Annotated in this window: 24 protein-coding genes; 14 read left to right on the top strand and 10 right to left on the bottom strand. The window is 73.6% G+C overall.

All coding sequences use genetic code 11. The annotated features are described in order from the left end of the window. Position 1 precedes the first annotated feature (1 nt). The 4 genes from ACZ7CD_RS07285 to ACZ7CD_RS07300 form a co-directional block, all read right to left on the bottom strand. Positions 2–2323, bottom strand: a complete 2322-nt coding sequence (locus ACZ7CD_RS07285; RefSeq protein ID WP_470378514.1) for a heavy metal translocating P-type ATPase — start codon at positions 2321–2323, stop codon at positions 2–4. A gap of 6 nt (positions 2324–2329) precedes the next feature. After that, positions 2330–4222 (bottom strand): bifunctional copper resistance protein CopD/cytochrome c oxidase assembly protein, encoded by a 1893-nt coding sequence (locus ACZ7CD_RS07290; protein ID WP_470369108.1) that lies wholly within the window; start codon positions 4220–4222, stop codon positions 2330–2332. 112 nt (positions 4223–4334) lie between these two features. After that, the gene (locus ACZ7CD_RS07295) at positions 4335–4946 is read right to left on the bottom strand and encodes a TetR/AcrR family transcriptional regulator (RefSeq protein ID WP_470378515.1); all 612 of its coding nucleotides are present in this window, start codon (positions 4944–4946) and stop codon (positions 4335–4337) included. A gap of 212 nt (positions 4947–5158) precedes the next feature. Beyond that, entirely contained in the window at positions 5159–6304 is a 1146-nt protein-coding gene (locus ACZ7CD_RS07300) for an amidohydrolase family protein (protein WP_470378516.1), read from the bottom strand. Positions 6305–6412: 108 nt separating this feature from the next. Between ACZ7CD_RS07300 and ACZ7CD_RS07305 the strand changes: the two genes are divergently transcribed. The 6 genes from ACZ7CD_RS07305 to ACZ7CD_RS07330 all read left to right on the top strand — a co-directional run bounded on the left by ACZ7CD_RS07305 (position 6413) and on the right by ACZ7CD_RS07330 (position 10454). Next, on the top strand, positions 6413–6598 hold the full coding sequence (locus tag ACZ7CD_RS07305) for a hypothetical protein (protein ID WP_360383906.1): 186 nt from the start codon (positions 6413–6415) through the stop codon (positions 6596–6598). A gap of 22 nt (positions 6599–6620) precedes the next feature. Beyond that, entirely contained in the window at positions 6621–8168 is a 1548-nt protein-coding gene (locus ACZ7CD_RS07310) for a PucR family transcriptional regulator (protein ID WP_470378517.1), read from the top strand. Between the two features lie 80 nt (positions 8169–8248). Next, the gene (locus ACZ7CD_RS07315; RefSeq protein ID WP_470378518.1) at positions 8249–9499 is read left to right on the top strand and encodes an NAD(P)/FAD-dependent oxidoreductase; all 1251 of its coding nucleotides are present in this window, start codon (positions 8249–8251) and stop codon (positions 9497–9499) included. A 7-nt stretch (positions 9500–9506) separates the two neighbouring features. After that, the gene (locus tag ACZ7CD_RS07320; protein ID WP_360383897.1) at positions 9507–9662 is read left to right on the top strand and encodes a hypothetical protein; all 156 of its coding nucleotides are present in this window, start codon (positions 9507–9509) and stop codon (positions 9660–9662) included. A gap of 80 nt (positions 9663–9742) precedes the next feature. After that, positions 9743–10210 (top strand): GreA/GreB family elongation factor, encoded by a 468-nt coding sequence (locus ACZ7CD_RS07325; protein WP_360383894.1) that lies wholly within the window; start codon positions 9743–9745, stop codon positions 10208–10210. Then, positions 10200–10454 carry a DUF3040 domain-containing protein gene (locus tag ACZ7CD_RS07330; protein WP_458432442.1) on the top strand — a complete coding sequence of 85 codons (255 nt, stop codon included), beginning with the start codon at positions 10200–10202 and terminating at the stop codon, positions 10452–10454. The genes ACZ7CD_RS07325 and ACZ7CD_RS07330 overlap by 11 nt, the downstream gene beginning before the upstream one ends. A 187-nt stretch (positions 10455–10641) precedes the next feature. On the opposite strand, the gene ACZ7CD_RS07335 is transcribed toward ACZ7CD_RS07330, so the two are convergent. Further along, positions 10642–12651, bottom strand: a complete 2010-nt coding sequence (locus tag ACZ7CD_RS07335) for an ATP-dependent Clp protease ATP-binding subunit (RefSeq protein ID WP_470378519.1) — start codon at positions 12649–12651, stop codon at positions 10642–10644. Positions 12652–12846: 195 nt separating this feature from the next. Beyond that, entirely contained in the window at positions 12847–13245 is a 399-nt protein-coding gene (locus tag ACZ7CD_RS07340; RefSeq protein ID WP_360383885.1) for an ATP-binding protein, read from the bottom strand. Positions 13246–13377: 132 nt separating this feature from the next. Here ACZ7CD_RS07340 and ACZ7CD_RS07345 point away from each other — a divergent pair, with 132 nt between their 5' ends. Both ACZ7CD_RS07345 and ACZ7CD_RS07350 read left to right on the top strand, forming a co-directional pair. Next, a complete protein-coding gene (locus ACZ7CD_RS07345) occupies positions 13378–13956 on the top strand; it encodes a biliverdin-producing heme oxygenase (RefSeq protein ID WP_470378520.1) in 579 nt (192 codons plus the stop codon). Further along, on the top strand, positions 13953–14516 hold the full coding sequence (locus tag ACZ7CD_RS07350; protein WP_470378521.1) for a DUF4082 domain-containing protein: 564 nt from the start codon (positions 13953–13955) through the stop codon (positions 14514–14516). The genes ACZ7CD_RS07345 and ACZ7CD_RS07350 overlap by 4 nt, the downstream gene beginning before the upstream one ends. Positions 14517–14562: 46 nt before the next feature. Here ACZ7CD_RS07350 and ACZ7CD_RS07355 read toward each other — a convergent pair whose 3' ends face one another. After that, positions 14563–14961, bottom strand: coding sequence for a MerR family transcriptional regulator (locus tag ACZ7CD_RS07355; RefSeq protein ID WP_360383876.1), 399 nt, complete (start codon positions 14959–14961; stop codon positions 14563–14565). Between the two features lie 137 nt (positions 14962–15098). Between ACZ7CD_RS07355 and ACZ7CD_RS07360 the strand changes: the two genes are divergently transcribed. From ACZ7CD_RS07360 to ACZ7CD_RS07370, 3 genes are read left to right on the top strand one after another with little or no spacing between them, the layout of a single operon-like run. Next, complete coding sequence (locus ACZ7CD_RS07360; RefSeq protein ID WP_470374062.1) at positions 15099–16403, top strand: hemolysin family protein; 1305 nt, start codon at positions 15099–15101, stop codon at positions 16401–16403. Then, positions 16400–17455 (top strand): hemolysin family protein, encoded by a 1056-nt coding sequence (locus ACZ7CD_RS07365; protein ID WP_360383871.1) that lies wholly within the window; start codon positions 16400–16402, stop codon positions 17453–17455. The genes ACZ7CD_RS07360 and ACZ7CD_RS07365 overlap by 4 nt, the downstream gene beginning before the upstream one ends. A gap of 33 nt (positions 17456–17488) precedes the next feature. Further along, positions 17489–18553 carry a sporulation protein gene (locus ACZ7CD_RS07370; RefSeq protein WP_470378522.1) on the top strand — a complete coding sequence of 355 codons (1065 nt, stop codon included), beginning with the start codon at positions 17489–17491 and terminating at the stop codon, positions 18551–18553. 57 nt (positions 18554–18610) lie between these two features. Here the strand turns inward: ACZ7CD_RS07370 and ACZ7CD_RS07375 are convergent, their stop codons facing one another. Next, entirely contained in the window at positions 18611–19396 is a 786-nt protein-coding gene (locus ACZ7CD_RS07375; RefSeq protein WP_470378523.1) for an ion transporter, read from the bottom strand. A gap of 70 nt (positions 19397–19466) precedes the next feature. Further along, a complete protein-coding gene (locus tag ACZ7CD_RS07380; protein ID WP_470378524.1) occupies positions 19467–20180 on the bottom strand; it encodes a TetR/AcrR family transcriptional regulator in 714 nt (237 codons plus the stop codon). An 83-nt stretch (positions 20181–20263) separates the two neighbouring features. Here ACZ7CD_RS07380 and ACZ7CD_RS07385 point away from each other — a divergent pair, with 83 nt between their 5' ends. The 3 genes from ACZ7CD_RS07385 (at position 20264) to ACZ7CD_RS07395 (ending at position 24111) form a co-directional block, all read left to right on the top strand. Further along, positions 20264–21124, top strand: coding sequence for an NmrA family NAD(P)-binding protein (locus ACZ7CD_RS07385; protein WP_470378525.1), 861 nt, complete (start codon positions 20264–20266; stop codon positions 21122–21124). A gap of 17 nt (positions 21125–21141) precedes the next feature. Next, positions 21142–21948 (top strand): endonuclease/exonuclease/phosphatase family protein, encoded by an 807-nt coding sequence (locus ACZ7CD_RS07390; protein WP_470378526.1) that lies wholly within the window; start codon positions 21142–21144, stop codon positions 21946–21948. A 117-nt stretch (positions 21949–22065) separates the two neighbouring features. Beyond that, complete coding sequence (locus tag ACZ7CD_RS07395; RefSeq protein ID WP_470378527.1) at positions 22066–24111, top strand: serine/threonine-protein kinase; 2046 nt, start codon at positions 22066–22068, stop codon at positions 24109–24111. A 104-nt stretch (positions 24112–24215) separates the two neighbouring features. Here ACZ7CD_RS07395 and ACZ7CD_RS07400 read toward each other — a convergent pair whose 3' ends face one another. Further along, positions 24216–24779, bottom strand: a complete 564-nt coding sequence (locus ACZ7CD_RS07400; RefSeq protein ID WP_360383853.1) for a TetR/AcrR family transcriptional regulator — start codon at positions 24777–24779, stop codon at positions 24216–24218. Between the last annotated feature and the right edge of the window lie 60 nt (positions 24780–24839).

The following is a 24839-nucleotide window of genomic DNA, read 5'->3' on the forward strand; positions in this document are numbered from 1 at the left end:
CCTAGGAGTCGGCCGCGAGGTCGGTCCGGTTCCCGAGCGCGTTGCGCAACCTCAGGCTGTTCGCGACCACCAGCACCGACGACAACGACATGGCCGCACCCGCGATGAGCGGGTTGAGCAACCCGAAGGCAGCGAGGGGGAGCGCGGCGGCGTTGTAGCCGAACGCCCAGACGAGGTTGCCCCGGATGGTGGCGAGCGTCCGCCCGGCGAGCACGACCGTGTCCGCGACAGCGCCGAGGTCGTCGCGCACGAGCACCACGTCGGCGGCCTGCGCGGCGATGTCACTGCCGTGCGCGACCGCCATGCCCAGGTCGGCGGCGGCAAGTGCGGGCCCGTCGTTGACGCCGTCACCGACCATCGCGACCCGGTGGCCCTGCGCGCGCAACCGTTCCACGACGGCGACCTTGTCCGCGGGCCGCACGTTCGCGACCACCTCGCCGACCCCGACCTCCGCGGCGACGGCCCTGGCCGCGGCGTCGTGGTCGCCGGTCAGCAGCACGGTGCGCAGACCGAGCGAGTGCAGGCGGGCGACCGCACCCCTGGCAGACGGCCGGACCGTGTCGCGCAGGGCGATGCCGCCCACCACCACACCGCCGCGCGCGACCAGCACCCCGGTCGCCGCGCCGAGACCCGCAAGCCACTCGGTCGCCGCCGGCGGGACCGGGAGCCGCAGCCGTGCCATGAGCTCCGCGGAACCGACGACCACGGCGACGCCCTCGACCTCGCCTCGTGCGCCCGCACCGACCAGGGCCTCGAACGCGGTCACCGCGGGTGCGTCCGAGCAGGCGGCGGCGATGGCCACGCCGATGGGGTGCTCGGAGGCGGCTTCCACGGCGGCTGCGGCGCGGAGCACGTGGTCGGCGGTGGTGGGCGGGTGTTGGGAGGCGGCTTCCACAGCCGCAGCCCGAAGCACGTGGTCGGTGAGGGTGGGCGGGTCGTCGTGTACGGCCTCCGGCCCCGGCACTCGTTCGTCCCCGAGCGCCCACGTCTCCACGACCTCCATGCGGCCGGTCGTCACGGTCCCGGTCTTGTCCAGCACGACCGTGTCCACACCGCGGGTCGCCTCCAGCGCCTCCGGCCCCTTCACCAGGACGCCGAGCTGTGCCGCCCTCGCCACGCCGACCATCAGCGCGGTCGGCGTGGCGAGGCCGAGCGCGCAGGGACAGGCGATGATCAGCACCGCGACCGCAGCGGTGAACGCCTCGCGCGGGGAGTGGGCGGTGAGCAGCCAGCCGGCCAGCGTCAGCGCGGAGAGCACCAGCACGACGGGCACGAACACCGCGCACACCCGGTCGACCAGGCGTTGCACGGCGGCCTTGCGCTCGGCCGCCCGTTCGGCCAGCGCCCGCATCTGTGCGAGCTGGGTGTGGGCGCCGACCGCCGTCGCCCGCACGACCAGCCGCCCGGCGCTGTTGACCGTGCCGCCGACGACCGGTGCGCCCGGACCCACCTCCACCGGGACGGGCTCGCCGGTCATGGTCGCCGTGTCGACCGCGGAGAACCCCTCGGTCACGACGCCGTCCGCGGGCAGTGCCTCGCCCGGTCGCACCACCACCAGGTCGCCGACCAGCACCTGCGCCGCGGGGACCGTGGTCTCGACGCCGTCGCGCAGCACCCTGGCGTCCTTGGCCGCGATGCCCGCGAGCGCTGTCAGCAGGCCCACCGCGGAGCGCCGCGACCGCAGCTCGAAGTAGCGGCCGGCGAGCAGGAACGTCGTGACACCGGCGGCCACGTCGAGGTAGACGGCGTCCGCGCCCTCCGCCGTCACGCCGAAGCCGAGCCAGTGACCCGGCCCGGACGGTCCGGCCGCGAGCGACCACACCGCCCACCCGAACGAGGCCAGCACGCCCAGCGACACCAGGGTGTCCATGCTCGACGCGCCGTGCCGCAGGTTGCGCAGCGCCGCGCGGTGGAACGGCCAGGCCGAGTACGCGACCACCGGCAGCGCGAGCAGCACGCACACCGCCTCCCAGCCGGGGAAGCGCAGCGCGGGCACCAGCGCGAGGCTGATCGACAGGTTGCCCAGCGGGATGGCGAGCACCGCCGCGACCACCAGCCGGTGCCGCAGCCCGGTGACGACGTCGTCACCCCGCTCCTGCCCGGCCACGGCCGCGTCGTACCCGGCGGCGCGCACGACCTGCACGGCGTCGTCGGTGCGCATCCCCTGCGGCAGCTGGACGATCGCGCGTTCGGTGGCGTAGTTGACGGTGGCGCGCACGCCGTCGACCCGGTTCAGCTTGCGTTCGATCCGGGTGGCGCAGGCGGCGCAGGTCATCCCGGACACCGACAGTTCGACGGCGTTGTCCGCGGTGGTGGTGGTCATGGCGGGTCAGTTCTTCCTTCCGGACAGTTCCGCGAGCATCGCGTTGTAGGCGGCCAAGCGGTCGTCGTGCCCGGTGTCGGTGGCGCGGTCGAACCGCACCGCCTCCCGCCGGTCCGCCACCGCCCACTGCCGCAGCAGTGCGAGCACGACGACGAGCATCGGCACCTCCCCGGTGGCCCACGCGATGCCGCCGCCGAGGCGCTGGTCGGTGAGCAGGTCGGGCAGCCACGTCAGGCCGAGGGTGCGGTAGAAGTGCTCGGCGATCACGGTCTGGTGGTTCATCAGGACCACGCCGAAGAACGCGTGGAACGGCATCACCGAGAACAGCAGCCCGAGCCGGGCCAGGTGCGGCAACGCCCGCGGCGCGCGGTCGACGCCGATGACGAGCCAGAAGAACACGCAGCCGGTGACCAGGAAGTGCAGGTTCATCAGCTGGTGCGCCCAGTGGAAGCGCATCGCGGCACCGAACAGGTCCGAGAAGTACAGGACGTAGAACGACCCGACGAACGCCGTCGCGGCCACCGCGGGGTGCGCGACCAGCCGGGTGGCCCGGCAGTGCAGCAGCGCCGTCACCCACTGCCGCGGCCCGGCCGGCAGCACCCGCAGCGCGAGCGTCACCGGTCCGCCCAGCACGAGCAGCACCGGTGCCAGCATGTTCAGCGACATGTGCGCGACCATGTGGGTGCTGAACATCCCCGCCGCGTACCGGCCGACCCCGGACGACGTCACGACCAGCACCACCGCGCACCCCAGCAGCCACGCGACCGTCCGCCCGGCGGGCCAGGTGTCACCTCGGCGCCGCAGCTTCCGCACCGCTACCGCGTACCCCGCAGCCAGCCCGAGCGCGCCCAGGCCGAACACCAGGTCGAGGCGCCAGCCCAGCACCAGTTCCGCGAGGCTCGGCGGGTCGGGCAGCTCGTAGCCGAGCACGGTCTCCTGCGGCGACGGCCGGTCGGCGAACCACGCGGGCGGCACGAGGTGGGTGAGACCGGTCGAGGCGCCGAGCACGAGTCCCAGCACCACCAGCTCGGTGCCGAGCGGCCGCTGCGGGCCCCAGCGCGCACGCAGCAGCGGCACGGCCACACAAAGGGAAAGCTTGAGCAGCAACAGGACCGCGTACCCGGTGTGGAGCCCGGACGGTCCGATGAGGACCGCCGCGGTCACCGCGCCGCTGAGGACGAGCACGACCACGCAGCCCGTCGTGAGCCGGTGGTAGCGCCGGACGACGACATCGGTCGCAGCGGTGCCCGGCCTGCGCAGGTACGCCCGCAGCGCGACGAGCGAACCGACCCACACGGCGGCGGCCGGGATGTGCCACACCACCGCGTTGGTGGCGACGTCGTGCCACGCACCGTTGGCGACGTGCCCGGCGACGACCGGCGCGAGCACCCCGGCCAGGGCGGGGCCGAGCCACAGCACCGAGGTCGTCCACGTCAGCGTTGCCCGCGCACCGGCCGCGACGACCACGGCGGCGACCGCCGAGACGATCCACGCCTTGGGTTCCTCGGTGGCGGCCACGAGCCCGCCGAGGTGCTCCAGCGCGACCGCGACGGACTGCCCGGACGCGTCGGCGGCGGACAGGACGACGGCGGCAGCGGCCGCACCGGCCCACACGGCCGCAGCCGTTGCGGCGGTGCGCACGGCGGCGAAGGCGTGCGGTGTCAGCTGGGCGCGCTTCGGCGGTGCGGGCACGACGAACGCCCCGAAGACGAGCGCTCCCACCGTGATCGTGGCAGCGGCGTTCGCCGCGGTGCGCACGAGGCCGAACGCCAGCGCCGTGGCCCTGCCGGGATCGCTGTCGCCCAAGGCGGCGTGCACGTCACCCGCCCAGAGCACGACGACCGCGACGCACACCACCGAGCCGACCGACGCGACCGCGACGGCCCTGTCCACCCTCATGCCCAGGCGGTCGGACGAAGCCCTCGCCGAGTTCCCGGCCTCAGTGGATCAGGGGCGCCGGTGTGACGCAGCCGACTGCGCACAGTGGACGGAGCCGGCGGGGCCCCGTCGATCAGTCCCCGGTGCGGGTCACCGCGGCGAGCACGATCTCCTGCGCCGCCCGCACCGTGGCCGCGAACGCGTCCGGTTCCCTGGTGATCCGATCGATACCCGCGCGCATCGCCCCCGACAGCAGCTCGACGGTGAGCCGCACGTCCTCGACCGGCCGGAACTCACCGGCGGCGACGCCAGCCTCGACGATGTTCACCACCTCGGCCACGAGCACGGAGAACGGGTTCTCCGGTCCGTCCGGCAGCTCCGCCACCAGCGGGCTGGAGTTCGGCAGGAACATCAGCCGCAGCGCGTGCTGCGTGGACGCGGCCAGGATCGTCTCGACGACCTCCCGCAGCCGGTCGGCTGCCGGGTCGGACGACCGCGCGGCGATCTCGGCGACCTGCCCGGCGAGCGGCAGGCTCGCCCGGTGCGCGAGGGCCAGCACCAGCGCCCTCTTGTCGCGGGCGTAGTTGTAGAGGGTGTTGCGCGCGAGTCCCGCCCTGGCCGCGATGTGACCCATGTTGATCGAGTCGTAGTCGCGTTCGAGCAGCAGCTGCCGCACCGCCTCGGTGAGGTCGGCCCACACCATCTCGTGGTGCTCTTCGATGGTGGCGGCGCGAATCCGCGGCATCAGGTGCTTCTCCCGGGTCGGTCGGGTCATCCCGCGGCGGGGACGAGCTCCGGTGCGTTCTCCTGGTGGATCGTGGTCAGCTTGACACGGCTCCGCCGTCCGCCGCCGGGCGCGTGGACCGCCGCGGTGCCGCCGTCGACCTCGGCGACGTGTCCGCAGCACCTCGACGTACTGGCCCATCAGTTCGATGGGCTCGGGTGCGGTGGCTCGGGTCAGCCGAGCCTGCGTGCGCGCACGGCAGCCACGGCGCGGGCGACCCGCGCGTCGAACGCGGCCAGCTCCTCGGCCTCGGCGGCGTCCGGGACGAACGGGCGCCGCTCGCACTGCACGCCCGCGCGCCAGACCCGTTCGACCGCGCGGACCGCGGTGATGTCGGCCAGCGGGTCGCCGGACACGAGCACCAGGTCCGCGCGCAGGCCCGGTGCGATCCGGCCGCGGTCGCCGAGCCCGAACACCCGTGCCGGCTCGGCCGTGGCGGCGGCCAGCGCCTCCGCCGGGCTGAGACCGCACCCGACCAGGAGCTCCAGCTCGCGGTGCAGCGCCTGCCCGAACGCGGTGCCGGGGTTCGGCGCGTCGGTCCCCGCCAGCAGGGGGATGCCCGCCTCGGCGAGCCGCCGCACGGTGGCCGCTGCCCGGTTCGCGGAGCGCAGGGCGTTCTCCGCGGTGACGAGGGTGGGGCCGACGGAGATTCCGGCCAGGGCCATGCGGTCGACGAGGGTGTCGTCCAGGTCGTCGGTGGGCACGTGCGCCACGACGTCGGCCCCGGCGGACACGAGCTGGTCGAGCCCGGCCGCCGAGCTCACGTGCCCGACGACCACCAGGCCGCGGGCGTGCGCGGCGGTGACCAGGGCGGCGATCGTGGCGGAGTCCAGCGCCGGCCAGAGGCCACCGACCCCGGAGATGACCTTCAGGTGGTCCACGCCCTCCGCGACCCGGTCCGCGACGAACCGCTCGGCCTCACCGGGAGCGCTCACCGTCGGGATCGGCGCGTACAGCGGCGACGGGTGCCCGCCGGGTGCGGTGGCCCCGATGCCGGAGGACCGCACGTCGGCCACGTCCGTGCGGGTGGCGGCCTGCTGCCTGGCCGCGGCCACGACGTCGGGCTTGCTGAACATGTCGAGCACGGTCGTGACGCCGTGGTTCAGCGACTGCGCGAGGGCGCCGGGGACGAGGTGCACGTGCGAGTCGATCAGGCCGGGCAGCACGGTCCCGCCCCGCGCGTCGACCACCTCGTCGCCGTCCTGCGCGGCCGAGCCCACCGCGCAGCCGGTGACCAGGCCCTCCGCGAACCGGACGGAGGTCCAGTCCCGCACCGCCCTGCCGTCGAACACCCGCGCGTTCACGATCGTCGTCGCCACACCGCCCACTCCACCCGTTCCGGCGGGCGCGATCAACGACCGACGCGGTCGTGTCCCACCCGTCCGTCCATTGTGGAGCACCCGTGACCGGCCGGTAGGCTGCCGGGCATGAGCAGAAAAGTGGTGGTCGGGGTCGGCGTCGTGCTGCTCGTGCTCGGCGGCGTCTGGACCGCGCAGGGCCTCGGCCACCTCAAGGGCAGCTTCATGACCGGGCAGCAGCTCTGGACGACGATCGGCCTGCTGTGCGCCGCCGCCGGCGTGCTGCTGCTCGTGCCCTGGCCGAAGCGGCGGTGACGCCGGGACGGGGAGCACGGCCGTGGTGAGACTGGACCGGCTGGTCAACGTGCTGGGCGGGTACGGGGTGCGGCTGTGCTGCTGCCCGGTGCCGCGGTCGGCGGAGCTGCGCGGCGTGGTGCTGCGCGACGCCGCGGACGAGCGCGCCGAGGTGGGTGACGTGTACCTCGCCGTCGGCGCGGGCTCGGTCGCGGAAGCGGTGCGCGCGGCGGTGGCGGCGCGGGCCGTCGTCGTGCTGCTGCGGGGCGGCGAGGAGCTGCTCGCGGACGTCGTCGCGGTGGGGGAGGCCGAGGGCGTCGCGGTGATGCTGGCGGACCCGGCGCTGTCGTGGAGCCAGCTCGCGGGCGTCGTCTACGGGCTGGTGCTCGAAGGCAGGGAGACCGAGTCCGGACGTGGTCCCACCGACCTGTTCGCCCTGGCCGACAGCCTCGCCGCGGCCACCGGCGGTGCGGTGACCATCGAGGACCAGCTCTCGCGCGTGCTGGCCTACTCGGGACCGCAGCAGGAGGTCGACGCCGCCCGGCTGGAGACGATCATGGGCCGGCAGGTGCCGGCGTGGGTGCGGGAGCTGTTCGAGGCGGCGGGTGTGCGGGCGCACCTGCAGGCGTCCGACGAGCCGTTGTTCGTGGCCGGGGCACCCGGACGCGGGCTGACCGGCCGGATGGTGGCCGCGGTCAGGGTGGGCCGGGAGCTGCTGGGCGCGGTCTGGGTGGCCTGCCCGGCGCCGCTGCGGGGGCCGCAGCGCACGGCGCTGACCGACGGCGCCCGGATCGTGGCGCTGCACCTGCTGCGGCTGCGGGCCAGCGCCGACCTGGAGCGCCAGGTGGAGTCGGAGTGGGTCATCCGGCTGCTGGAGGGCACGGCGGACGCGGCGACGGTGATCAGCCAGCTCGGCCTGCCGCCGGGACCGGCCAGGGTGGTCGCGGTCCGCGCCCACGTCGGCGCCGAGCGGCACGCGGCCGTGCTGCTCGCGTTCGAGCAGGCGACCACCGGCTTCGGCTGGTCGCGGCCGGGACGCAGCGCGGTGACCGGCAACAGCATCTACACGGTCCTGCCGGGCGAGCGGGTGGCGGCGGCACGGGATTGGCTGGCGGCGCTGCGGTCGGCGCTGCCCGACAACGTCACCCTGGCGGCGGGCATCAGCGCGGTCGCCGGCCCCGCCGACCTGCCCGCTGCCCGGCAGGAGGCGGACGAGTGCCTTGCCCTGCACGAGATGCGCACCGGCGACACGCCCGCCCCCGCCTACGACGAGTCGTGGGACGAGATCCTGCTGCACCGGCTGCGCGCCGCGGCCCGCGTCGGCCGGGCGTCCGCGCGCGGACCGGTGGCCGACCTGCGCAGGCACGACGCCGAGCACGGCACCGAGTACGTCGCGACGCTGCGCGCGTGGCTGGAGGCGCAGGGAGACCTGGCCGCGGCCGGTGACCGGCTCGGCGTGCACGGCAACACCGTCCGCAACCGGCTGCGCAAGATGAGCGAGGTGACGGCCCTCGGCCTGGACGACCCGGCCAAGCGGGTCGCCATGCTCATCGACCTCGCCGCCACGGTGTCGGAAATCTACAACCGCTGAGCCGCGGTTGTAGGAATCGGACAACCGGATCGGCCTGTCCTCACTCCATCCTGGGGGCAAGCGATGACAGGAGGCCCGGGATGGACGGCGTCGAGCGCCTTGACGGCGGTCCGCGCTCAGCGGTGGTGGTCGGTGCGGGGGTCGTGGGGTTGTCCACGGCGTGGTTCCTGCAGGAACGCGGGGTCGAGGTCACGGTCGTCGACCGGACCGGTGTCGCCGCCGGCGCCTCGTGGGGCAACGCGGGGTGGATCGCGCCGGGCCTGGCGATCCCGCTGAACGAACCGGCGGTGCTGCGCTACGGGCTGCGGTCCCTGCTCAACCCGGCCGCGCCGCTGCACATCCCGCTCACCGCCGACCCCGGGCTGTGGTCGTTCCTCACGCGGTTCGCCGCCCACTGCCGCTGGTCGTCGTGGACGCGCGTGGCGAAGGCGAACCTGCCGCTCAACGAGGAGAGCATCGAGGCCTACGACGTGCTCACCGCCAACGGCGTCGCGGTGCCGACCGTCGACGCGCCGTTCACCGCGGCCTTCACCTCGGCCCGGCAGGCGCAGGGCCTGGTGCGCGAGCTGGAACGGCTCGCCGCGGCAGGACAACCGGTCGACCACTCCGTTCTGTCCACATCGGACCTGAGGGAACAGCTCCCGCAGGCCTCGGCCGCGCTGACGGCCGGGGTGCGCATCGACGGACAGCGGTTCGTCGACCCCGGCGCGTTCGTGCGGGCGCTGGGTCGCGCCGTGGTCGCACGCGGCGCCACGATCCGGTCCGGCGAGGTGACCGGCGTCCGCCCCGGTGTCTCCGTGCACACGAGCGACGGCACCGCGATCTCCGCCGACGCGGTGGTACTGGCCACCGGCGCGTGGCTGCCCGCCCTCGCCGCACGGGCCGGTGTCCGCACGCAGGTCCGCGCCGGCCGCGGCTACTCGTTCACCGTCCCCGTGAGCGAACCCGTCCGCGGCCCGATCTACCTGCCGGAGGTGCGCGTGGCCTGCACCCCGTACCGGGACGGCCTGCGGGTCGCGGGCACCATGGAGTTCCGCGACCCGGACGCACCGCTGGACAAGGCGCGCGTGGACGCGATCATCGCCTCCACCCGGCCGCTGCTCGACGGCGTGCGGTGGGAGGACCGCACCGACGTGTGGGTCGGCCCCCGCCCGGTCACCCCGGACGGCCGCGCGGTGATCGGAGCGACCCGCGTCCCCGGCGTGTACGTCGCCGGCGGCCACGGCATGTGGGGCCTGGCGCAGGGACCGGTCACCGGCCGCCTGCTGGCCGAGCAGATCACCACCGGCAAGCAACCCGCCGCGCTGCGCGAGTTCGACCCGCTCCGGTGACCGCCGCATGCACCCCGCCGAACCGCCGCTGACCGACGGCGAACGAGCCGAGCTCGCCTGGCTGCGCAAGGAGAACGACTTCCTCCGCGTGCAGCGCGACATCCTCCTGCGCGTCGCCTCCGACTACGCGCACGACTTCGAGGCCCTGCGCCGCGACCACTGACCACCCTCCTGTCCGTGCGGGTCGTGGGCTGACGAACCCGGCCCACACGGACACCCCCTACTCCTCGCCCTGGAGCAACGATGACGACTCCCCGCGTGTGGCTGACGCCGCAGGCGCACCACCGGCTCCGCAACGAGCTCACGACCCTGCTCGCCCCACCGCGCGCGCAGTCCGACGACGAGACCAGCCCCGTGCCGCAACAGCAGCGGACCGCGCGCATCCGCCAGATCACCGACCTGCTCACCAACGCGATCGTCGGCGAGGACCCGCCCGACGACGGCATCGCGGAACCCGGCATGGTCCTCACCGTCCGGTTCGACGACACCGGCGAGACCGAGACGTTCCTGCTCGGTGCCCGCGGCGCGGAGCACGGCGCGGTCGAGGTCTACTCACCGGACTCACCGCTCGGGGCGGCGGTGAACGGGGCCCGGCAGGGGGAGCGGCGCACGTACCGGACGCCCAGCGGAGCCGCGGTGCCGGTGACCCTGCTGAGCGCCGTGCCGTACGGCCAGGCGCACGGCGAGCAGGAGGTGCGCAGTGCTCGATGACCGGGAACGCGCGGCGCTGAGCGAGATCGAGCGCACCCTCGGCGAGCAGGACCCGGAGCTCGCGGCGAAGCTGGAGGGCGCCACCCGGCCCGCGGCGGACCGCCACCAGGCCCTCGTCATCGCCGTCGTCCTGCTGGGCGGTGCGGCGCTGGTGCTCGGGCACCCGATGGGCATCCTCGTGTTCGCCCTCCTCGCCGGGTGGGCCTGGGCCCGCTCGCAGTACCGGCGCAAGCCCGGGGCGTGACCCCGGATGCGCACGGTGCGTGACCCGGGACGCGCACGGTGCAGCTCGGCTGGAGGCCGTTGTGCACGCGGTGTTCCGGGCGGCGGGGGAGCGCCAGCGTTCGGGCCAGGGGACGGCGGAGCGTGGAGGCGGCGGTCGGGGAGGCGTTGCCGATCGCGGCGCGCGACTGCCCGACCCGGTCACCCGGTCATCCCGGCCGGTCGGTGACGGTCAGCTCCAGCCCGCCCTCCCCGGCCGTCACCACGACGTGCTGCCCCTCCCGCAGCTCCCCGGCCAGCAACGCCCGCGACAACCGCCGGTCCAGCTCCCGCCCGATGGTCCGCCGCAACGGCCGCGCGCCGTACTCGGGCACGTACCCGCGGGCCGCGAGCCACTCCACGGCCTGCTCGTCGACCTCCAGCGTGATGTCCTTCTCCCGCAACCGGTCGCGGGTGCGGTCGAGCAGCAGTGCGGTGATCTGCCGCAGCTGGCCGGCGTCGAGGCCGCGGAACAGGATGATCTCGTCGAGGCGGTTGAGGAACTCCGGGCGGAAGTACCGGCGGACCGTGCCCAGCAGCGGGCCGCGCAGGTCCTCGACCGGCACGCCCGAGGTGGCCGCGGCGAGCAGCTGGTCGGCGCCGATGTTGCTGGTCATGATGATGACGGTGTTGGCGAAGTTCGCGGTGCGGCCCTGGCCGTCGGTCAGCCGGCCCGCGTCGAGCACCTGGAGCAGGGTGTTGAAGACGTCGCCGTGGGCCTTCTCGATCTCGTCGAGCAGCAGCACCGAGTACGGCACGCGACGGACTGCGCCGGTGAGCTGGCCCGCGTCCTCGTAGCCGACGTAGCCGGGGGGTGCGCCGATCAGGCGGGTCACGGTGTGCTGCTGGGCGAACTCGCTCATGTCGAAGCGGATCAGCCGGTCCTGCGAGCCGAACAGGGCCTCCGCCAGCGCACGGGCGACCTCGGTCTTGCCCACGCCGGTCGGGCCGAGGAACAGGAACGAGCCGATGGGGCGGTTCGGGTGCTTGAGGCCCGCACGGCCCTGGCGCACGGCGTCGGCCACCGCCTCCACGGCCTCCTCCTGTCCGATGATCCGGCGGTGCAGGTGGTCCTCCAGGTGCAGCAGGCGGTGGCGTTCGGCCTCGGTGAGCTGGGCGACCGGGATGCCGGTGCTGCGGGACACGACCTCGGCGACGTCGTTCGCGCCCACCTCCGGGGCGTCGGCCAGTGCGGCGCGGGCGGCCTCCAGGTCGGCGACGGCGCGGTCGAGCTCGTCGTCGATCGCCAGCACCTCCTCCGGTGGCGCGGTCGCGCGGTCCCGCTTCAGGCGCCGCACGCGGTGTTCGAGCTGCGCCGGGTCGGCGGGCAACGGGGACTTCTCGCGCAGCCGCAGCCGTGCGCCCGCGCGGTCCACCAGGTCGACGGCCTTGTCCGGCAGGAACCGGTCGGCGACGTAGCGGGCCGACAGCTCCACCGCGGCCACGACCGCCTCGTCGGTGATCCGCACGCCGTGGTGCAGCTCGTAGCGCGGGCGCAGGCCGCGCAGGATGGCGATCGACTCCTCGACCGACGGTTCGGGCACGAGGATCGGCTGGAACCGGCGTTCCAGCGCCGCGTCCTTCGCGATGTACCGGCGGTAGTCCTCGGCCGTGGTGGCGCCGATGACCTGCAACCGCCCGCTGGTCAGCACCGGTTTCAGCATGGTCGCGGCGTCCATCGGCGCGCCCTCGGCGCTGCCGGCGCCGACCACGGTGTGCAGCTCGTCGACGAACAGCACCACCATCCGGTTCGTCGCGGCCACCTCCTCGACGACGCCCTGCAGCCGTTCCTCGAACTCGCCGCGGTACTTCGCCCCGGCGACCATGCCCGCGAGGTCGAGCGAGATCAGCCGCCTGCCCTGCAGCGTGGCCGGCACGTCGCCGCTCGCGATCAGCGCCGCGATGCCCTCGACGACCGCCGTCTTGCCCACGCCCGGATCGCCGATGAGGACGGGGTTGTTCTTGGTGCGCCGCGACAGCACCTCGAGGACCTCCTCGATCACGTCCTCGCGGCCGACCACGGGGTCGAGCAGGCCGTCGCGGGCCGCCGCGGTGAGGTCGCGGCCGAAGTGGTCGGTACGCCTGGTCGCCGACGGCGGCTGCCCCAGCCCGCCGAACAGCTTGCCCACCAGGTCTTCCAGCGAGTTGGACCCGAACCCGAACAGCCAGTCGTCACCCACTGCTCGCCACCTCCACCCGGTCGAGGGACCTGCACCCGCACATCGTCCCCCTTCTGGAGGGTGGACGTGACGGTCGTTCCGCCACCTGGCGCAGCGCCCGGCCGCAGCTCGCACCCCGGGGACCCGTGCTGAAGTTCCTGCCCGACGGCCACCCCGTCGTCGACCGGCTGCGCAACGTCGCCGCGCGTTCCCCCGTCAGTCGAGGGTGAACTCCGCCCACACGACCTTGCCGCGGCCGGTGGGCTGCTGCCCCCAGTCCGTCGCGAGCGCGTCGACCAGCGTCAGACCGCGGCCACCCGTCGTGGTGCCCTCACGCGGCCGGGCCGGTGCCGGCTCGCCGTCCTCGACCTCGAACCGCAGCGAACCGGGTCGCAGCAGCAGGGTCAGCGTGCGCGGGGCCGCGCCGTGCCGCAGCGCGTTGGAGACCAGCTCGTCGGCGGCGAGCACCACGTCCTCCGCCTGGTCCGCGGTCAGCCCGGTGAGCTGCTCGCGCACCCAGTCCCTGGCGCGGCGCAGCTCGCTGACGTCGTCCTCGATCGCGAGGGTCCGCCGCGTGCCGGATCTGTCCGGCAGCACGTCTTCCGTCGTGGACACGTCGCCTCCAGTTCGTGGTCGGTGCGCAGAGCTGCCATCCGGACGTTCGTCGTGGGTTCGGACGCGGTTCGGGTCTTTTGTGGTTCCGTTCCGCCGAGGAGGCCGCCGCACCCCCGAGAATAGGGTGCGCGGGTGGACTTGCTCGCACGATTGCGCACAGAAACCCGCGGTGCGCACCATGCGCTGGAGGACGACCTGGGGTTGTCGGGCCGGCTCACCTCACCGGAGCGCTACGAGGAGGTGCTCGCGGTGTTCCTCGGTTTCCACGAACCGCTGGAGGAGGCGCTGGCCGCCGCCGTCACGGCACAGCGGCTGCCGTGGTCGGTCCTGCCGGGCGCCGGCCTGCTCGCCGCGGACCTGCGCGACTCCGGCTGGAGCCCGGCGCGCATCGCGTCGCTGCCGCGGTCGGCCGCGCTGGACGTCGAGTCGCTGCCCGCGCTGGTCGGCTCGCTCTACGTCGTCGAGGGCGCCCGGCTCGGCGGGCAGCTGATCACCCGCTGGGTCGCCGGCGCACTCGGCCCGGTGCCGGTGTCGTTCTTCGCGGGTGACGGGGACGCGCGCCGCCGGCTGCGGCGGTTCGGCGAGCTGGCCGGACAGGTCCTGCCGCCGCAGGACGTCCCGGCCGCCTGCGCGGCGGCGAACCGGCACTTCGAGCTGTTCCGCGACTGGGTGGTCGCGTCCGACCACCGTGCTGCGCCGTCCGCGCGGTGACCGCTGCTCTGCTCGCCGCAGCCGGTAGCGGACCCCTGACGCCGACACTGCCGCAGTCCCACCTCTGCACACCCACGGACAACGGCCACGACGGGCACCGGTCCGACACGCTGCGGGACTTCCAGGTCCCGGTCGACGGTGGCCAGACCTGGGGCGACGGGTACCGCACCGCCACCGTGCCGCTGGGCGGCGAGACCGGTGTCGAACAGGCGTTCCACACGATCGTCAGCCATGTCGTCACGTCGTGGAACCACGACCGCGCCAGCCGCGTGCGGTTGTGGCGCGGTGACGGCACGCTGCTCGCCGACCAGGCCGTCCCCGGCGCGTACGCCGACGCGTTCGCCACGCCGGTGCCGGTGGTGCCGGGGGTGGAGTACGTCGCCTCGCTCACCTCGCGCCACGGCCTGTACCGCGCGAGCACCGAGACGTTCCCGGCAACGGTCGTGCGCGCGCCGTTCGTGCTGCCCGCGCACGCCGGCGTGTACAGCTACGACGACGGGTTCCCGACCGAGACGTGGCGCGACAGCCACTACTGGGTCGCTCCGGAGCTCCAGGCCTGACCGCCCTGACACGGGACGGCACCGCCGTCCCGTAGCGGGGAACCGCTCACGGCAGTGGCAGGTCCGGCGGCAGCTGCAACGCGATCGTGATCAGGTTGTGCACCCGCGTCGCGATCACCGCGAGCAGGCCCTGCATCTCCGGCGACGCGCTGTCCGCGGCCTCCTGCAGCACCCGCAGGTCGGTGTCGATGCGGTCGAGCAGCAGCGTGACGTCGCCGGTCCGCGCCTGCAGTGCAGTGCCGATCTCCTCCAGGGGCAGGCCGTGCACCTCCAGGCGCTGCACCAGGTGGATGCGGTCGACGTCGGCGGGGGAGTACAGCCGGTAGTTGCCCGCGGTGCGCTGAGCTGGGCTGATGAGACCCAGGGTCGTGTAGTAGTCGACGGTGCGGATGCTCACGCCGGCGCGGGCGGCCAGCTCTCCGATCTTCAGCAGGGCCTCGGACACGCACACCTCCTCGTCCCCACAACCGTACAGTGTCACGTGCTACTGTGAAGCATGCCTTCCGAAGCCGATGTAGACGGCTGCAGTACTGCGCCGGGGCGAGCCCGGCGAACCTCTCCCTTCCGTGTCGCGGGTGCGACATGTTGATCTTCTCCGGCCTGCTGGTGATCGTGGCGCTGACCGCCGCCACCGGCTACTTCGTCGCCCAGGAGTTCGCCTACATGGCGGTCGACCGGGGCCGGTTGCAGCAGATGGCCGAGGCGGGCGACAAGGCCGCCGAGCGCGCCTACCGGGTGACCCAGAAGCTGTCGTTCATGTTGTCGGGCGCGCAGTTCGGCATCACGGTGACGGCGCTGCTCGTCGGGTACGTGGCCGAGCCGCTGCTCGGCACGGGTCTGGCGACCGTGCTGGGACTGCCCGAGTCCGTGGGCGTGCCGCTGGCCATGGCCGTAGCGCTGATCTTCGCCACCGCCGTGCAGATGGTGCTCGGCGAGCTGCTGCCGAAGAACCTCGCGATCGCCAAGCCGGAGGCGCTGGCGACGTGGCTGGCCTCGTCCACGCTGGTGTACCTCAAGATCGCCGGTCCGGTGATCCGGTTGTTCGACGCGACGGCGAACAAGCTGCTGCGCTCCCTCGGCATCGAGCCGGTGGAGGAGCTGCCGCAGGGCGCCACGCCCGAGGACCTCAAGCAGATCGTCGGGGACGCGCAGGAGCAGGGCCACCTCGAACCGGAGCTGGCCCGGCTGCTCGACCGCGGTCTCGACTTCCGCGAGCTGGTGGCCGAGCAGGCCATGACGCCGCGCGTGAACGTCCACTCGGTGCGGGCCGACGAGCCCGCCGCCCGCGTGGTCGAGCTGCTCGCCACGGGGCACTCGCGGTTCCCGGTGACCGGCACCGACCTGGACGACCTGCGCGGTGTCGTGGGCCTGGCCGAGGTGCTGACCCTCGCGCCGGAGCAGCGGCCGCACACGCCGATCGGTGACATCGCGTCGTCGGCGCTCGTGGTGCCCACGACGCTGCCGCTGCCCGCGGTCCTGGAGCGGCTGCGCACCGAGCGCCGCCAGCTCGCCTGCGTGGTCGACGAGTTCGGCGGGTTCGCCGGCGTCGTCTCGCTGGAGGACCTGGCGGAGGAGCTCGTCGGTGAGATCCACGACGAGGACGACATCGTCGAGGACGCGATCGAACCCCTCGGCGACCGCCGCTGGCAGGTGCCCGGCCGCATGCGGCTGGACGAGGTGGAGGACGCCACCGACGTGCCGCTGCCCGCGCACGACTCCTACGACACGGTGTCGGGCCTGGTGCTGCACCAGCTCGGCCGCACGGCGGAGGCCGGTGACGAGATCGAGCTCGGCGAGGTGACCCTGCTGGTCGCCGCGGTGGCCCGCAACGTGCCGGACACCGTGGTGCTCACGGCGCGCACCGCACAGCGGGAGGAGGCCCGATGAGCACGACCTGGTCCCTGCTCGTGTCGCTGGTGCTGCTGGCGGCCAACGCGTTCTTCGTCGCCGCCGAGTTCGCGCTCATCGCGGCGAAGCGGCACCGGCTGGAGCAGGAGGCGGAGACCTCCCGCGCCGCACGTGCCGCCGTGGCCGGTGTCCGCGAGCTGTCGCTCATGCTCGCTGGCGCACAGCTCGGCATCACGCTGTGCACGCTCGGCCTGGGTGCGCTGGCCAAGCCCGCGGTGACGGACCTGCTCGACCCGCTGCTGCAGCTGACCGGGATGCCCGACGCCGTGGCGTACGGCATCGCGTTCACGATCAGCCTCGTGCTGGTGGTGTTCCTGCACATGGTCGTCGGCGAGATGGCACCCAAGTCGTGGGCCATCGCCCACCCGGAGCGGTCGGCGCTGCTGCTGGCCGTGCCGTTCCGCGCGTTCGCCCACTCGGTCCGCTGGGTCCTGAGTGGACTGAACGGCACGACGAACGCCCTGCTGCGCCTGCTGAAGGTGGAACCGCAGGACGAGCTCGCCCAGGCACACCGCCCGGACGACCTGCGGCTGCTGGTGCGCCAGTCCGCCGAGCACGGCCTCATCCCGGAGAACCAGCAGCGGCTGCTCACCCGGATGCTGCAGGTGCAGAAGACGACGCTGCGCGAGGTGATGGTGCCGATCGCGGACGTCTCGACGGTGACCGAGCTGACGTCGGCGCGCGACGTCGAGCGCGCCAGCCTCCGCTGTGGACGGTCGCGCTTCCCGGTGAGGGACGAGCGCGGCGCCTACGTGGGCCTGGTGCACATCCGCGAGGCCATGCGGGCGACCGCCGGTGGGGCCGATCCCGCCGCGCGGGAGCTGATGGGCCCTGTGCTGACGTTGGCGCAGGGGATGCCGGTGGCGGCCGCGGTGACGGCGATGCGCGCCGACCGCGCCCAGCTCGCGCTGGTGGCCGGCGCCGACGAGGCCGTGGTCGGCATCGCCGCACTGGAAGACCTGCTCGAAGAACTGATCGGCGAGTTCGACGACGAGACCGACGCACCGCGCGCAGCGGTGCGTTCGAACTGATCCTCACCTAGTCCCCGCAGGAGGAGACTGTCCATGTTCAAGCGGATGCTGAGCGCCTTCGGTGTCGGTGGCCCGTCCGTCGACACAGTGCTCGACTCGCCGTACGCCACGCCCGGCCAGGTGGTCACGGGCCAGGTGCGCATCCAGGGTGGCAGCGCGGACGCCGAGATCGGCCAGGTCGTGCTGTCGCTGGTCACGCGCGTCGAGGTCGAGCACGGTGACCACGAGTACGCCGGTGTGTCCGAGTTCTTCCGGCTGGTGGTGCAGCAGGGCGTGCGCGTGCCCGCCGGTCAGCCGGTCTCGATCCCGTTCCAGCTGCCGCTGCCGTGGGAGACGCCGATCACCGCGGTCGGCGGTCAGCCGCTGCCGCGCATGACCGTCGGTGTGCGCACCGAGCTGGTGATCGCGGGCGCGCCGGACAAGGGCGACCTCGACCCGGTCCACGTGGGCCCGCTGCCGTCGCAGGACGCGGTGCTGAACGCCTTCGGGCAGCTGGGTTTCTCGTTCCGCAGCGCGGACGTCGAGGCCGGCCGCATCCACGGCGTGCACCAGGAGCTCGGGTTCTACCAGGAGATCGAGTTCTTCCCGCCGGCCCAGTTCGCGGGCCGCATCCAGGAGGTCGAGCTGACCTTCGTCGCCTCCCCGCACGAGCTGTACGTCGTGCTGGAGGCCGACAAGCGCGGCGGCATGTTCTCCTCCGGCGGTGACGCGTTCGGCCACTTCCGGATGTCGCACCAGGAGGCGCAGGTCGCCGACTGGGCGTCGGCGATCAACGGGTGGTTGTCGCAGATCTCCGACCGCGGCCACGGCGGCATGCCGTTCGGCGGCAACCCGGCGTTCGGCGGTCAGCCGGGTTATGGCGGCCAGCCGGGTTACGGCGGTCAGCCGGGGTACGGCCAGCCGCACCCCGGCCAGTACGGCTACGACCAGCACGGGCACCACGGCCACCACGGCCAGCACGGTCACCGCAGCGGGCCGGGCATGGGCGGCATGATCGCCGCCGGTGCGGCCGGTGTGGTCGGCGGCATGGTGCTGGGCGAGGTCGTCGAGGAGGTCTTCGAGGACGACGGCGGGGACTTCGCGTTCGGCGAGGAGTGACCTGATCGAACGACACGGCGGGCGGCCCTGCAGGGGGTCGCCCGCCGTTCGTCCGCCTCAGCCCGGCACGCGGTCGCGCATCGCCGCCAGCTCGGCCCGCAGCGACCGCACCTCGTCGAGGATCTGCAGCGTCGCGGCCATCTCCTCGCGGTCGTGCTCCTCGGTCATCTGCGTCTGCATGGCGCTGACCGCCACGGCGATGAACAGGTTGAGCACGGTGAACGTCGTGACCACCAGGTAGCCGACGAAGAAGATCCACGCGAACGGCTTCTCCGCCATGACGGTGCGCGCGACCTCCGACCACGCCTCCCCGGTCATCACCTGGAACAGCGTGAACAGCGAGTCCCCGAGGTCACCGAAGTACTCCGGCGCCACCGCGCTGAACAGCTTCGTGGCGATCACCGCGGACACGTAGAGCACCAGCGCCAGCAACGCGGTGATCGACGCCATCCCCGGCAACGCCGTGAGCAGCGCGGACACCACCCGCCGCATGCTCGGCACCACCGACACCAGCCGCAGCACGCGCAACACCCGCAGCGCCCGCAGCACCGAGAACGTGCCGGTGGCCGGCAGCAGCGTGATGCCCACGACCACCGTGTCGAACCAGTTCCACGGGTCGCGGAAGAACTCCCCGCCGTACGCGGCGAACCGCAGGGCGAGCTCGACCACGAACACCGCCAGCGCCAGCTGGTCGACCGCGTGCAGCACGGTGCCGTGGTCGGCCAGGAGCTGGGGCGAGGTCTCCAGACCGAGCGTGACCGCGTTGATCAGGATGACGGCGGTGATCACTCTGGTGAACCACGGCGCGTCGACCAGGACGCGCAAACGGGCACGGGCGGTCAACGGAGGGCTCCTGGTGCGAGAGGTCGACTGGTGATGATCAACCTGTCGAGTGACCGGAGCCTGTCGTGGATCAGCGTCTCCGTTGGTCCTGCAGCGCGGTCGTGGTGCGGGACAACCACTCGGTGAGCAACGTGCGCTCCCCGTCGCTGAGCGACGGCAGCTCCGGCAGCGCCTCCTCGAACGCCAGCACGAGCGCCAGCGGATCGGCCGCGGGCGGCGCCGGTGCCGTGGTGAGGACCTGCCTGAGCACCGCCTCCAGCAGCACGTCGGCGAGCTGAGGATCGCGCTGGTCCTCCGGCTTGCCCAGCAGCGCGAGCACGGCCCCGCTGCCCGCGGCGTGGACGAGGTCCACCGCGCGTGCGACGGACACGTTCAGCAGTCCCGCCGCCGCCAGCCGCGTGATCCGGGCCCGCAGCACCTCGGTGCCGCCGGTGGCGGCGGGGGAGCGCCGGCGGCCGGGGCCGGTCAGCAGCAGGAACACGTCGGGGTGGGCGAGGCTGAACGCGAGGTGGGTGCGCCAGGCGGCGCGCAGGTCTTCGACCGGGTCGCCGTCCTCCGCCGCGGCGCTGGCGGACTTCTCGGTGACGTGGTCGGCCATCAGCTGTTCCGCGACCGCCTCCAGCAGGCCGTCCTTGTCGCCGAACAGCCGGAAGATCGTCGGTGCCGGGACGCCTGCCTCCTGGGCGACGGCGCGGGTCGTCACGGCCTTGGCGCCGCCGGTGCGCAGCAGGTGGGCGGCCGCGGTGACGATCTTCACGCGAGCGTCGGCGCCGGTCTCCGTCATGGATCAACGATATCAGCATCGAGCTATCGCCGATCCGAATCAGTGATAGCGTGATTGTGAATCACTGGTTCAGGGAGGCTTTCATGATCATCGTCACCGGGGCGACCGGACGGCTCGGTCGCCAGGTCGTCGAGGAGCTGCTGGAGCGCGTTCCCGCCGGGACCGTCGGCGTGAGCGTGCGCGACCCCGGGAAGGCGGCGGACCTCGCCGCGCGGGGCGTGCGGGTTCGCGCGGGCGACTTCACCGAGCCCGCGACGCTGGACCGCGCGTTCGAGGGTGCGGACCAGGTGCTGCTCGTCTCGGCCGCGATCCGCGGGCCCCAGGCGGCTCAGGCGAGCCGTGCGGCGGTCGACGCGGCCGTGCGCGCGGGAGCGTCTCGGGTGCTCTACACGAGTCACCAGGCGGCCTCGCCGGACTCGTTGTTCGACCCGGGACGGCAGCACGCGGCGGTCGAGGAACACCTGGCGCAGCAGGACGTCCCGCACACGGCGCTGCGGCACGGCTTCTACGTCAGCACGCTGGAGCACTACGTACCCGATGCGCTGCGGACCGGTGAGCTCCGCCTGCCCGCGGACGGGCCGTTCTCGTGGACGGCGCACGCCGACCTCGCCGAGGCGGACGCCGCCGCGGTGACGAAGTCCGGGCTGTTCGACGGCGCGAGCCCGCCGCTCACCGCGCCCGGCCTGCTCGACTTCGCCGACGTGGCAAGGGTTCTGAGCGAGGTCACCGGGCGGACCATCAGGCGGGTCGTCGTCGACGACGAGGAGTGGAAGGCAACTGTGATCGGCCACGGCACGCCGGAAGGGCTGGCAGAGTTCACCCTCGGCATGTTCCGCGCGGCGCGGGCCGGCCAGTTCGCGGTCACCCACCCGGCGCTCGAAGAGCTGCTGGGGCGTCCGGCGACCGCGGCGCGCACGGTGGTCGAGGAGATCGCGCGCCGCTGACGACCGGAGGGGAACCGATGGGGGCGAGGGTTTCGGCCGTGCTGGCGGCGCTCGTGGTGGTGCTGGCGACGGCGGTGCCGGCGGCGGCCGCGGAACGGTTCTGGGCGTTGCAGCTCAACCTGTGCAACAGCGGGGTGGCCGGCTGCTACGCGCAGGGCCGCGCGGTCCCCGAGGCCGCCGACCTCATCCGGCGGGTGCGGCCGAACCTGGTGACGCTCAACGAGATCTGCGCCGGCGACCTCCCGGGCCACCTCGTGGCGGCGATGACGCAGGCGTGGCCGGGCGACGTCGTCTACCAGGTGTTCGCCCCGGCGCTGCGGCGGGACACCGGCACGCCGGTGAAGTGCACCAACGGCCAGGACTACGGCAACGCGGTGCTCGGCCGGGTCGCGGCAGCCGGTCATCAGGGCGTGCGGACGTACACGGGCCGGTACGCGAGCCAGGACGGCGGCAACGAGCAGCGGACCTACGCCTGCGCCTACGCCGTCGGCAACCACCTCGCGTGCACGACCCACCTGTCGGCGAGCAGTGAACCGGTCGCGCTCGCGCAGTGCCGGGCGCTGCTGTTCGACGTGGTCCCGGCCATCCGGTCGGCGGAGGGGCTGAGTGGCCGGACGGTCGTCGGCGGCGACTTCAACCTCGAGCACGACCCGTCCGACCCGGAGAACGCGCAGAACTGCGTTCCGCCCGGCCACGTCCGCAAGGGCGACGGCGACGTGCAGCACGTGGTGTTCTCCGGCGACCACACGTTCGTCAGCACCGCCAGGTACAGCCTGAGCCACACCGACCACGACGGGTTCCTGGTGCGCCTGACGACACCGTGATCACCCGATCGGCGTCCAGGCCCGCCGGGCGCCGATTAGGCTGCTGCGGTCGGCGGAACCCGCAGCGGTCTGCGCGCGTCGACTCGGACGGACAAGGCGCTCGGGAACACGGGGACGATGACGGAAGAGACGTTCGGGCCGTACCGCATCGAGCAGCTGCTCGGTCGCGGCGGAATGGGCGAGGTGCACCGGGCCTACGACACGGCGCACGACCGGTTCGTCGCGCTCAAGCGCCTGTCGCCCGGCTACCACGACGACCAGGAGTTCCGCGCCCGCTTCCGCCGCGAGGCGCAGATCGTGGCCCGGCTGCGCGAGCCGCACGTCATCCCCATCCACGCCTACGGCGAGATCGACGACCGCCTCTACCTCGACATGCGCCTGGTCGAGGGCGCCGACCTGTCCGACGTCATCGACCAGGGCACCCTCGAACCGGCCCGCGCCGTCCGCATCGTCGAACAGGTCGCGAGCGCCCTCGACGCCGCCCACGCCGACGGCCTCGTGCACCGCGACGTGAAGCCGTCGAACGTCCTCGTGACCTCCGGCGACTTCGTCTACCTGGTGGACTTCGGCATCGCCCGCAGCGCCTCCCCGTCCGTGACGGGCCTGACCGCCTCCGGTTCGGTGGTCGGCACCCTCGACTACATGGCCCCGGAACGCTTCGAGAGCGGCCCGGTCGACGGCCGTGCCGACGTGTACGCCCTGGCCTGCGTCCTGTTCGCGTGCCTGTCCGGCCGCCGCCCGTTCACCGCGGACGGCACCGCCGCCCAGATCTGGGCGCACATGAAGGAGGCCCCGCCCAAGGCCTCGCCGCTGAACCCGGCCGTGCCGCCTGCGCTGGACGACGTCATCGCGAAGGGCATGGCGAAGGACCCCGCCGACCGGTACGCGACGGCGGGGGAGCTGGCGCAGGCGGCAGCGTGGGCGTTGACAGCTCCGAGGATCGGGGCGCCGGGCGGTCACGGAACGCCCGCGGGCGGGTTCGCCGCAGCTCCCGGGCATGGCACGCCGCCTGGTGGGTTGCCCGCTCCGGCTCCAAGCGCGCCCGCCGGGCATGGCACGCCGCCTGGTGGGTTGTCCGCTCCGGCTCCAAACGCGCCCGCCGGGCATGGCACGCCGCCTGGTGGGCTGCCCGCTCCGGCCCCAAGCGCGCCCGTCGGCCACGGCACGCCGCCGGGTGGGTTGCCCGCTCCGGCCCAGGGCACGCCGCCCAGGCCCGCTGGCCACGGCGGTGCGGCCGGTCGCGGCGCGCTGCCCGGCGGTCCGGCGCCGGCTCACCCCACTCCGCCCGGCGCCCTCGCCGCGCACCCGACCCCACCTGCCGGGCAGCCCGCGCCCATGACACCGCCGGCCGGCCAGGCCACTCCCGGCCTCCCCGCCGCCCACCACTGGGCCCAACACCCCGGCCAGCCCCAGTTTCCCCGCGCGACCACCCCCGCCGCTCCGCCGTTCCCCTCCACCGGCCCCCAGCCGTTCACCGGCCAGCCGCCCCGGCGCACCTCACCGGCCAAACGGGCCGCGCTCGTCGGCGGCACGCTCGCGGTCGTGGTGGGCATCGTCGCGACGGCGCTGATCATCGCCAACGGGGACCGCACCCTCGGGTCCGGCTCGTCCAGCACCACCCCGACCAGCACCACGACGAGCACGACCACCTCGGCCACGCCGACGACCACCACCACGACCCGGACGCCGCAGGACGACGCCCTGCTGGCCGCGCTGCCCACCGTGTACCGCACGGCGAACTCGTGCGTGCGCAAGGAGCCGGACAGCGGTGCGGTCGCCGCGGTCCGGTGCACCACCGCGAACGCCGCCTACGACGGGCGGCTGGCGCAGCCGGACGAGGCGGAGTTCCGGCTGTTCGCCGATCAGGCCGCGCAGAACGCGTTCTTCATCGGGCTGGTGAACGCGCGGGGCATCCCGCGCATGGACGACCGCGGCGGGTGCCGGCCCAAGTCCGACCCGATCCACTACGCGCTCTACTACCGCTCCACCTCGGGACCGCTGCCCGGTGAGTTCACGACGTGCTTCCTCGCCGAGGGCAAGGCCGAGGTCTGGTGGGTCGACTCGCGCACGCTCACGATCGGCGTGCTGCGCAGGCCGGGCGACATCGACACCCTCGACAAGCTCGACCTGTGGTGGAACACCCAGATCCTGTCCAAGTTCTGAGCAGTTTGCCGGCTGTCGTGCCTTCGACGCCCCAAGTCCCCGCCCCTGGCTCTGCCGGCGTCTGCAATGAGGGGGAGAGGCGGGCAAGACTGCTGGCCAGGTGCCTAGTCGGCCAGGTGACCGCGCAGGAACCGGCGCACGACGGTCTCGGGGTCGGCGGGCGCCTGCGTGGCGCGCTGGTCGATGCGCCGTGCGATGCCGCGCATCATCACCGGGCCGACCAGGGCGAAGAACGTGTGCCGCGGCGGTTCCACGACCAGGGCGCCGCGCCGCTGGTGGTGCAGGACGACCGCGTCGACCTTCTCCAGCAGTGACTCCGGCTCGGCCAGCACGGCCGCGACCTCGGGGCTGAACTTCGCCTCCCGCATCAGGGTCAGCACCACGCCGCCGCGCGTCTCGTAGAGGCGCGCGTAGTAGTTGACGATCGTGAGCAGGTCGGCGGCCACGTCGTCGCCCGGCGTGTCGATGTCCAGGGAGAACCCGGCGAAGCTGCTGCGCACGGCCTGGCGCAGCAGGTCCTTCTTGGAGCCGAACCGGCGGAACAGGGTCGCCTCGTTGATCCCGGCGGCGTCGGCGATGGCACGGGTCGTCGCGCGCTCGTAGCCCTGCTCGGCGATCACCGCCAGCACCGCGTCGAACACCGCCGCGTCGGTCACCCGGCCAGCCACTCAACCCTCCCCGATCGTCCGATAATGCAAGTGGACACTTGCATTATCGGCGCCGGATGG

It is taken from the genome of Lentzea sp. NPDC036949, assembly GCF_055608075.1.

Bases quoted from the DNA above. Each gene is read 5' to 3' on its own strand.
- ACZ7CD_RS07285 (WP_470378514.1), bottom strand. From the start codon at position 2,323: ATGACCACCACCACCGCGGACAACGCCGTCGAACTGTCGGTGTCCGGG.
- ACZ7CD_RS07290 (WP_470369108.1), bottom strand. From the start codon at position 4,222: ATGAGGGTGGACAGGGCCGTCGCGGTCGCGTCGGTCGGCTCGGTGGTG.
- ACZ7CD_RS07295 (WP_470378515.1), bottom strand. From the start codon at position 4,946: ATGCCGCGGATTCGCGCCGCCACCATCGAAGAGCACCACGAGATGGTG.
- ACZ7CD_RS07305 (WP_360383906.1), top strand. From the start codon at position 6,413: ATGAGCAGAAAAGTGGTGGTCGGGGTCGGCGTCGTGCTGCTCGTGCTC.
- ACZ7CD_RS07315 (WP_470378518.1), top strand. From the start codon at position 8,249: ATGGACGGCGTCGAGCGCCTTGACGGCGGTCCGCGCTCAGCGGTGGTG.
- ACZ7CD_RS07320 (WP_360383897.1), top strand. From the start codon at position 9,507: ATGCACCCCGCCGAACCGCCGCTGACCGACGGCGAACGAGCCGAGCTC.
- ACZ7CD_RS07325 (WP_360383894.1), top strand. From the start codon at position 9,743: ATGACGACTCCCCGCGTGTGGCTGACGCCGCAGGCGCACCACCGGCTC.
- ACZ7CD_RS07360 (WP_470374062.1), top strand. From the start codon at position 15,099: ATGTTGATCTTCTCCGGCCTGCTGGTGATCGTGGCGCTGACCGCCGCC.
- ACZ7CD_RS07365 (WP_360383871.1), top strand. From the start codon at position 16,400: ATGAGCACGACCTGGTCCCTGCTCGTGTCGCTGGTGCTGCTGGCGGCC.
- ACZ7CD_RS07370 (WP_470378522.1), top strand. From the start codon at position 17,489: ATGTTCAAGCGGATGCTGAGCGCCTTCGGTGTCGGTGGCCCGTCCGTC.
- ACZ7CD_RS07380 (WP_470378524.1), bottom strand. From the start codon at position 20,180: ATGACGGAGACCGGCGCCGACGCTCGCGTGAAGATCGTCACCGCGGCC.
- ACZ7CD_RS07385 (WP_470378525.1), top strand. From the start codon at position 20,264: ATGATCATCGTCACCGGGGCGACCGGACGGCTCGGTCGCCAGGTCGTC.
- ACZ7CD_RS07390 (WP_470378526.1), top strand. From the start codon at position 21,142: ATGGGGGCGAGGGTTTCGGCCGTGCTGGCGGCGCTCGTGGTGGTGCTG.
- ACZ7CD_RS07395 (WP_470378527.1), top strand. From the start codon at position 22,066: ATGACGGAAGAGACGTTCGGGCCGTACCGCATCGAGCAGCTGCTCGGT.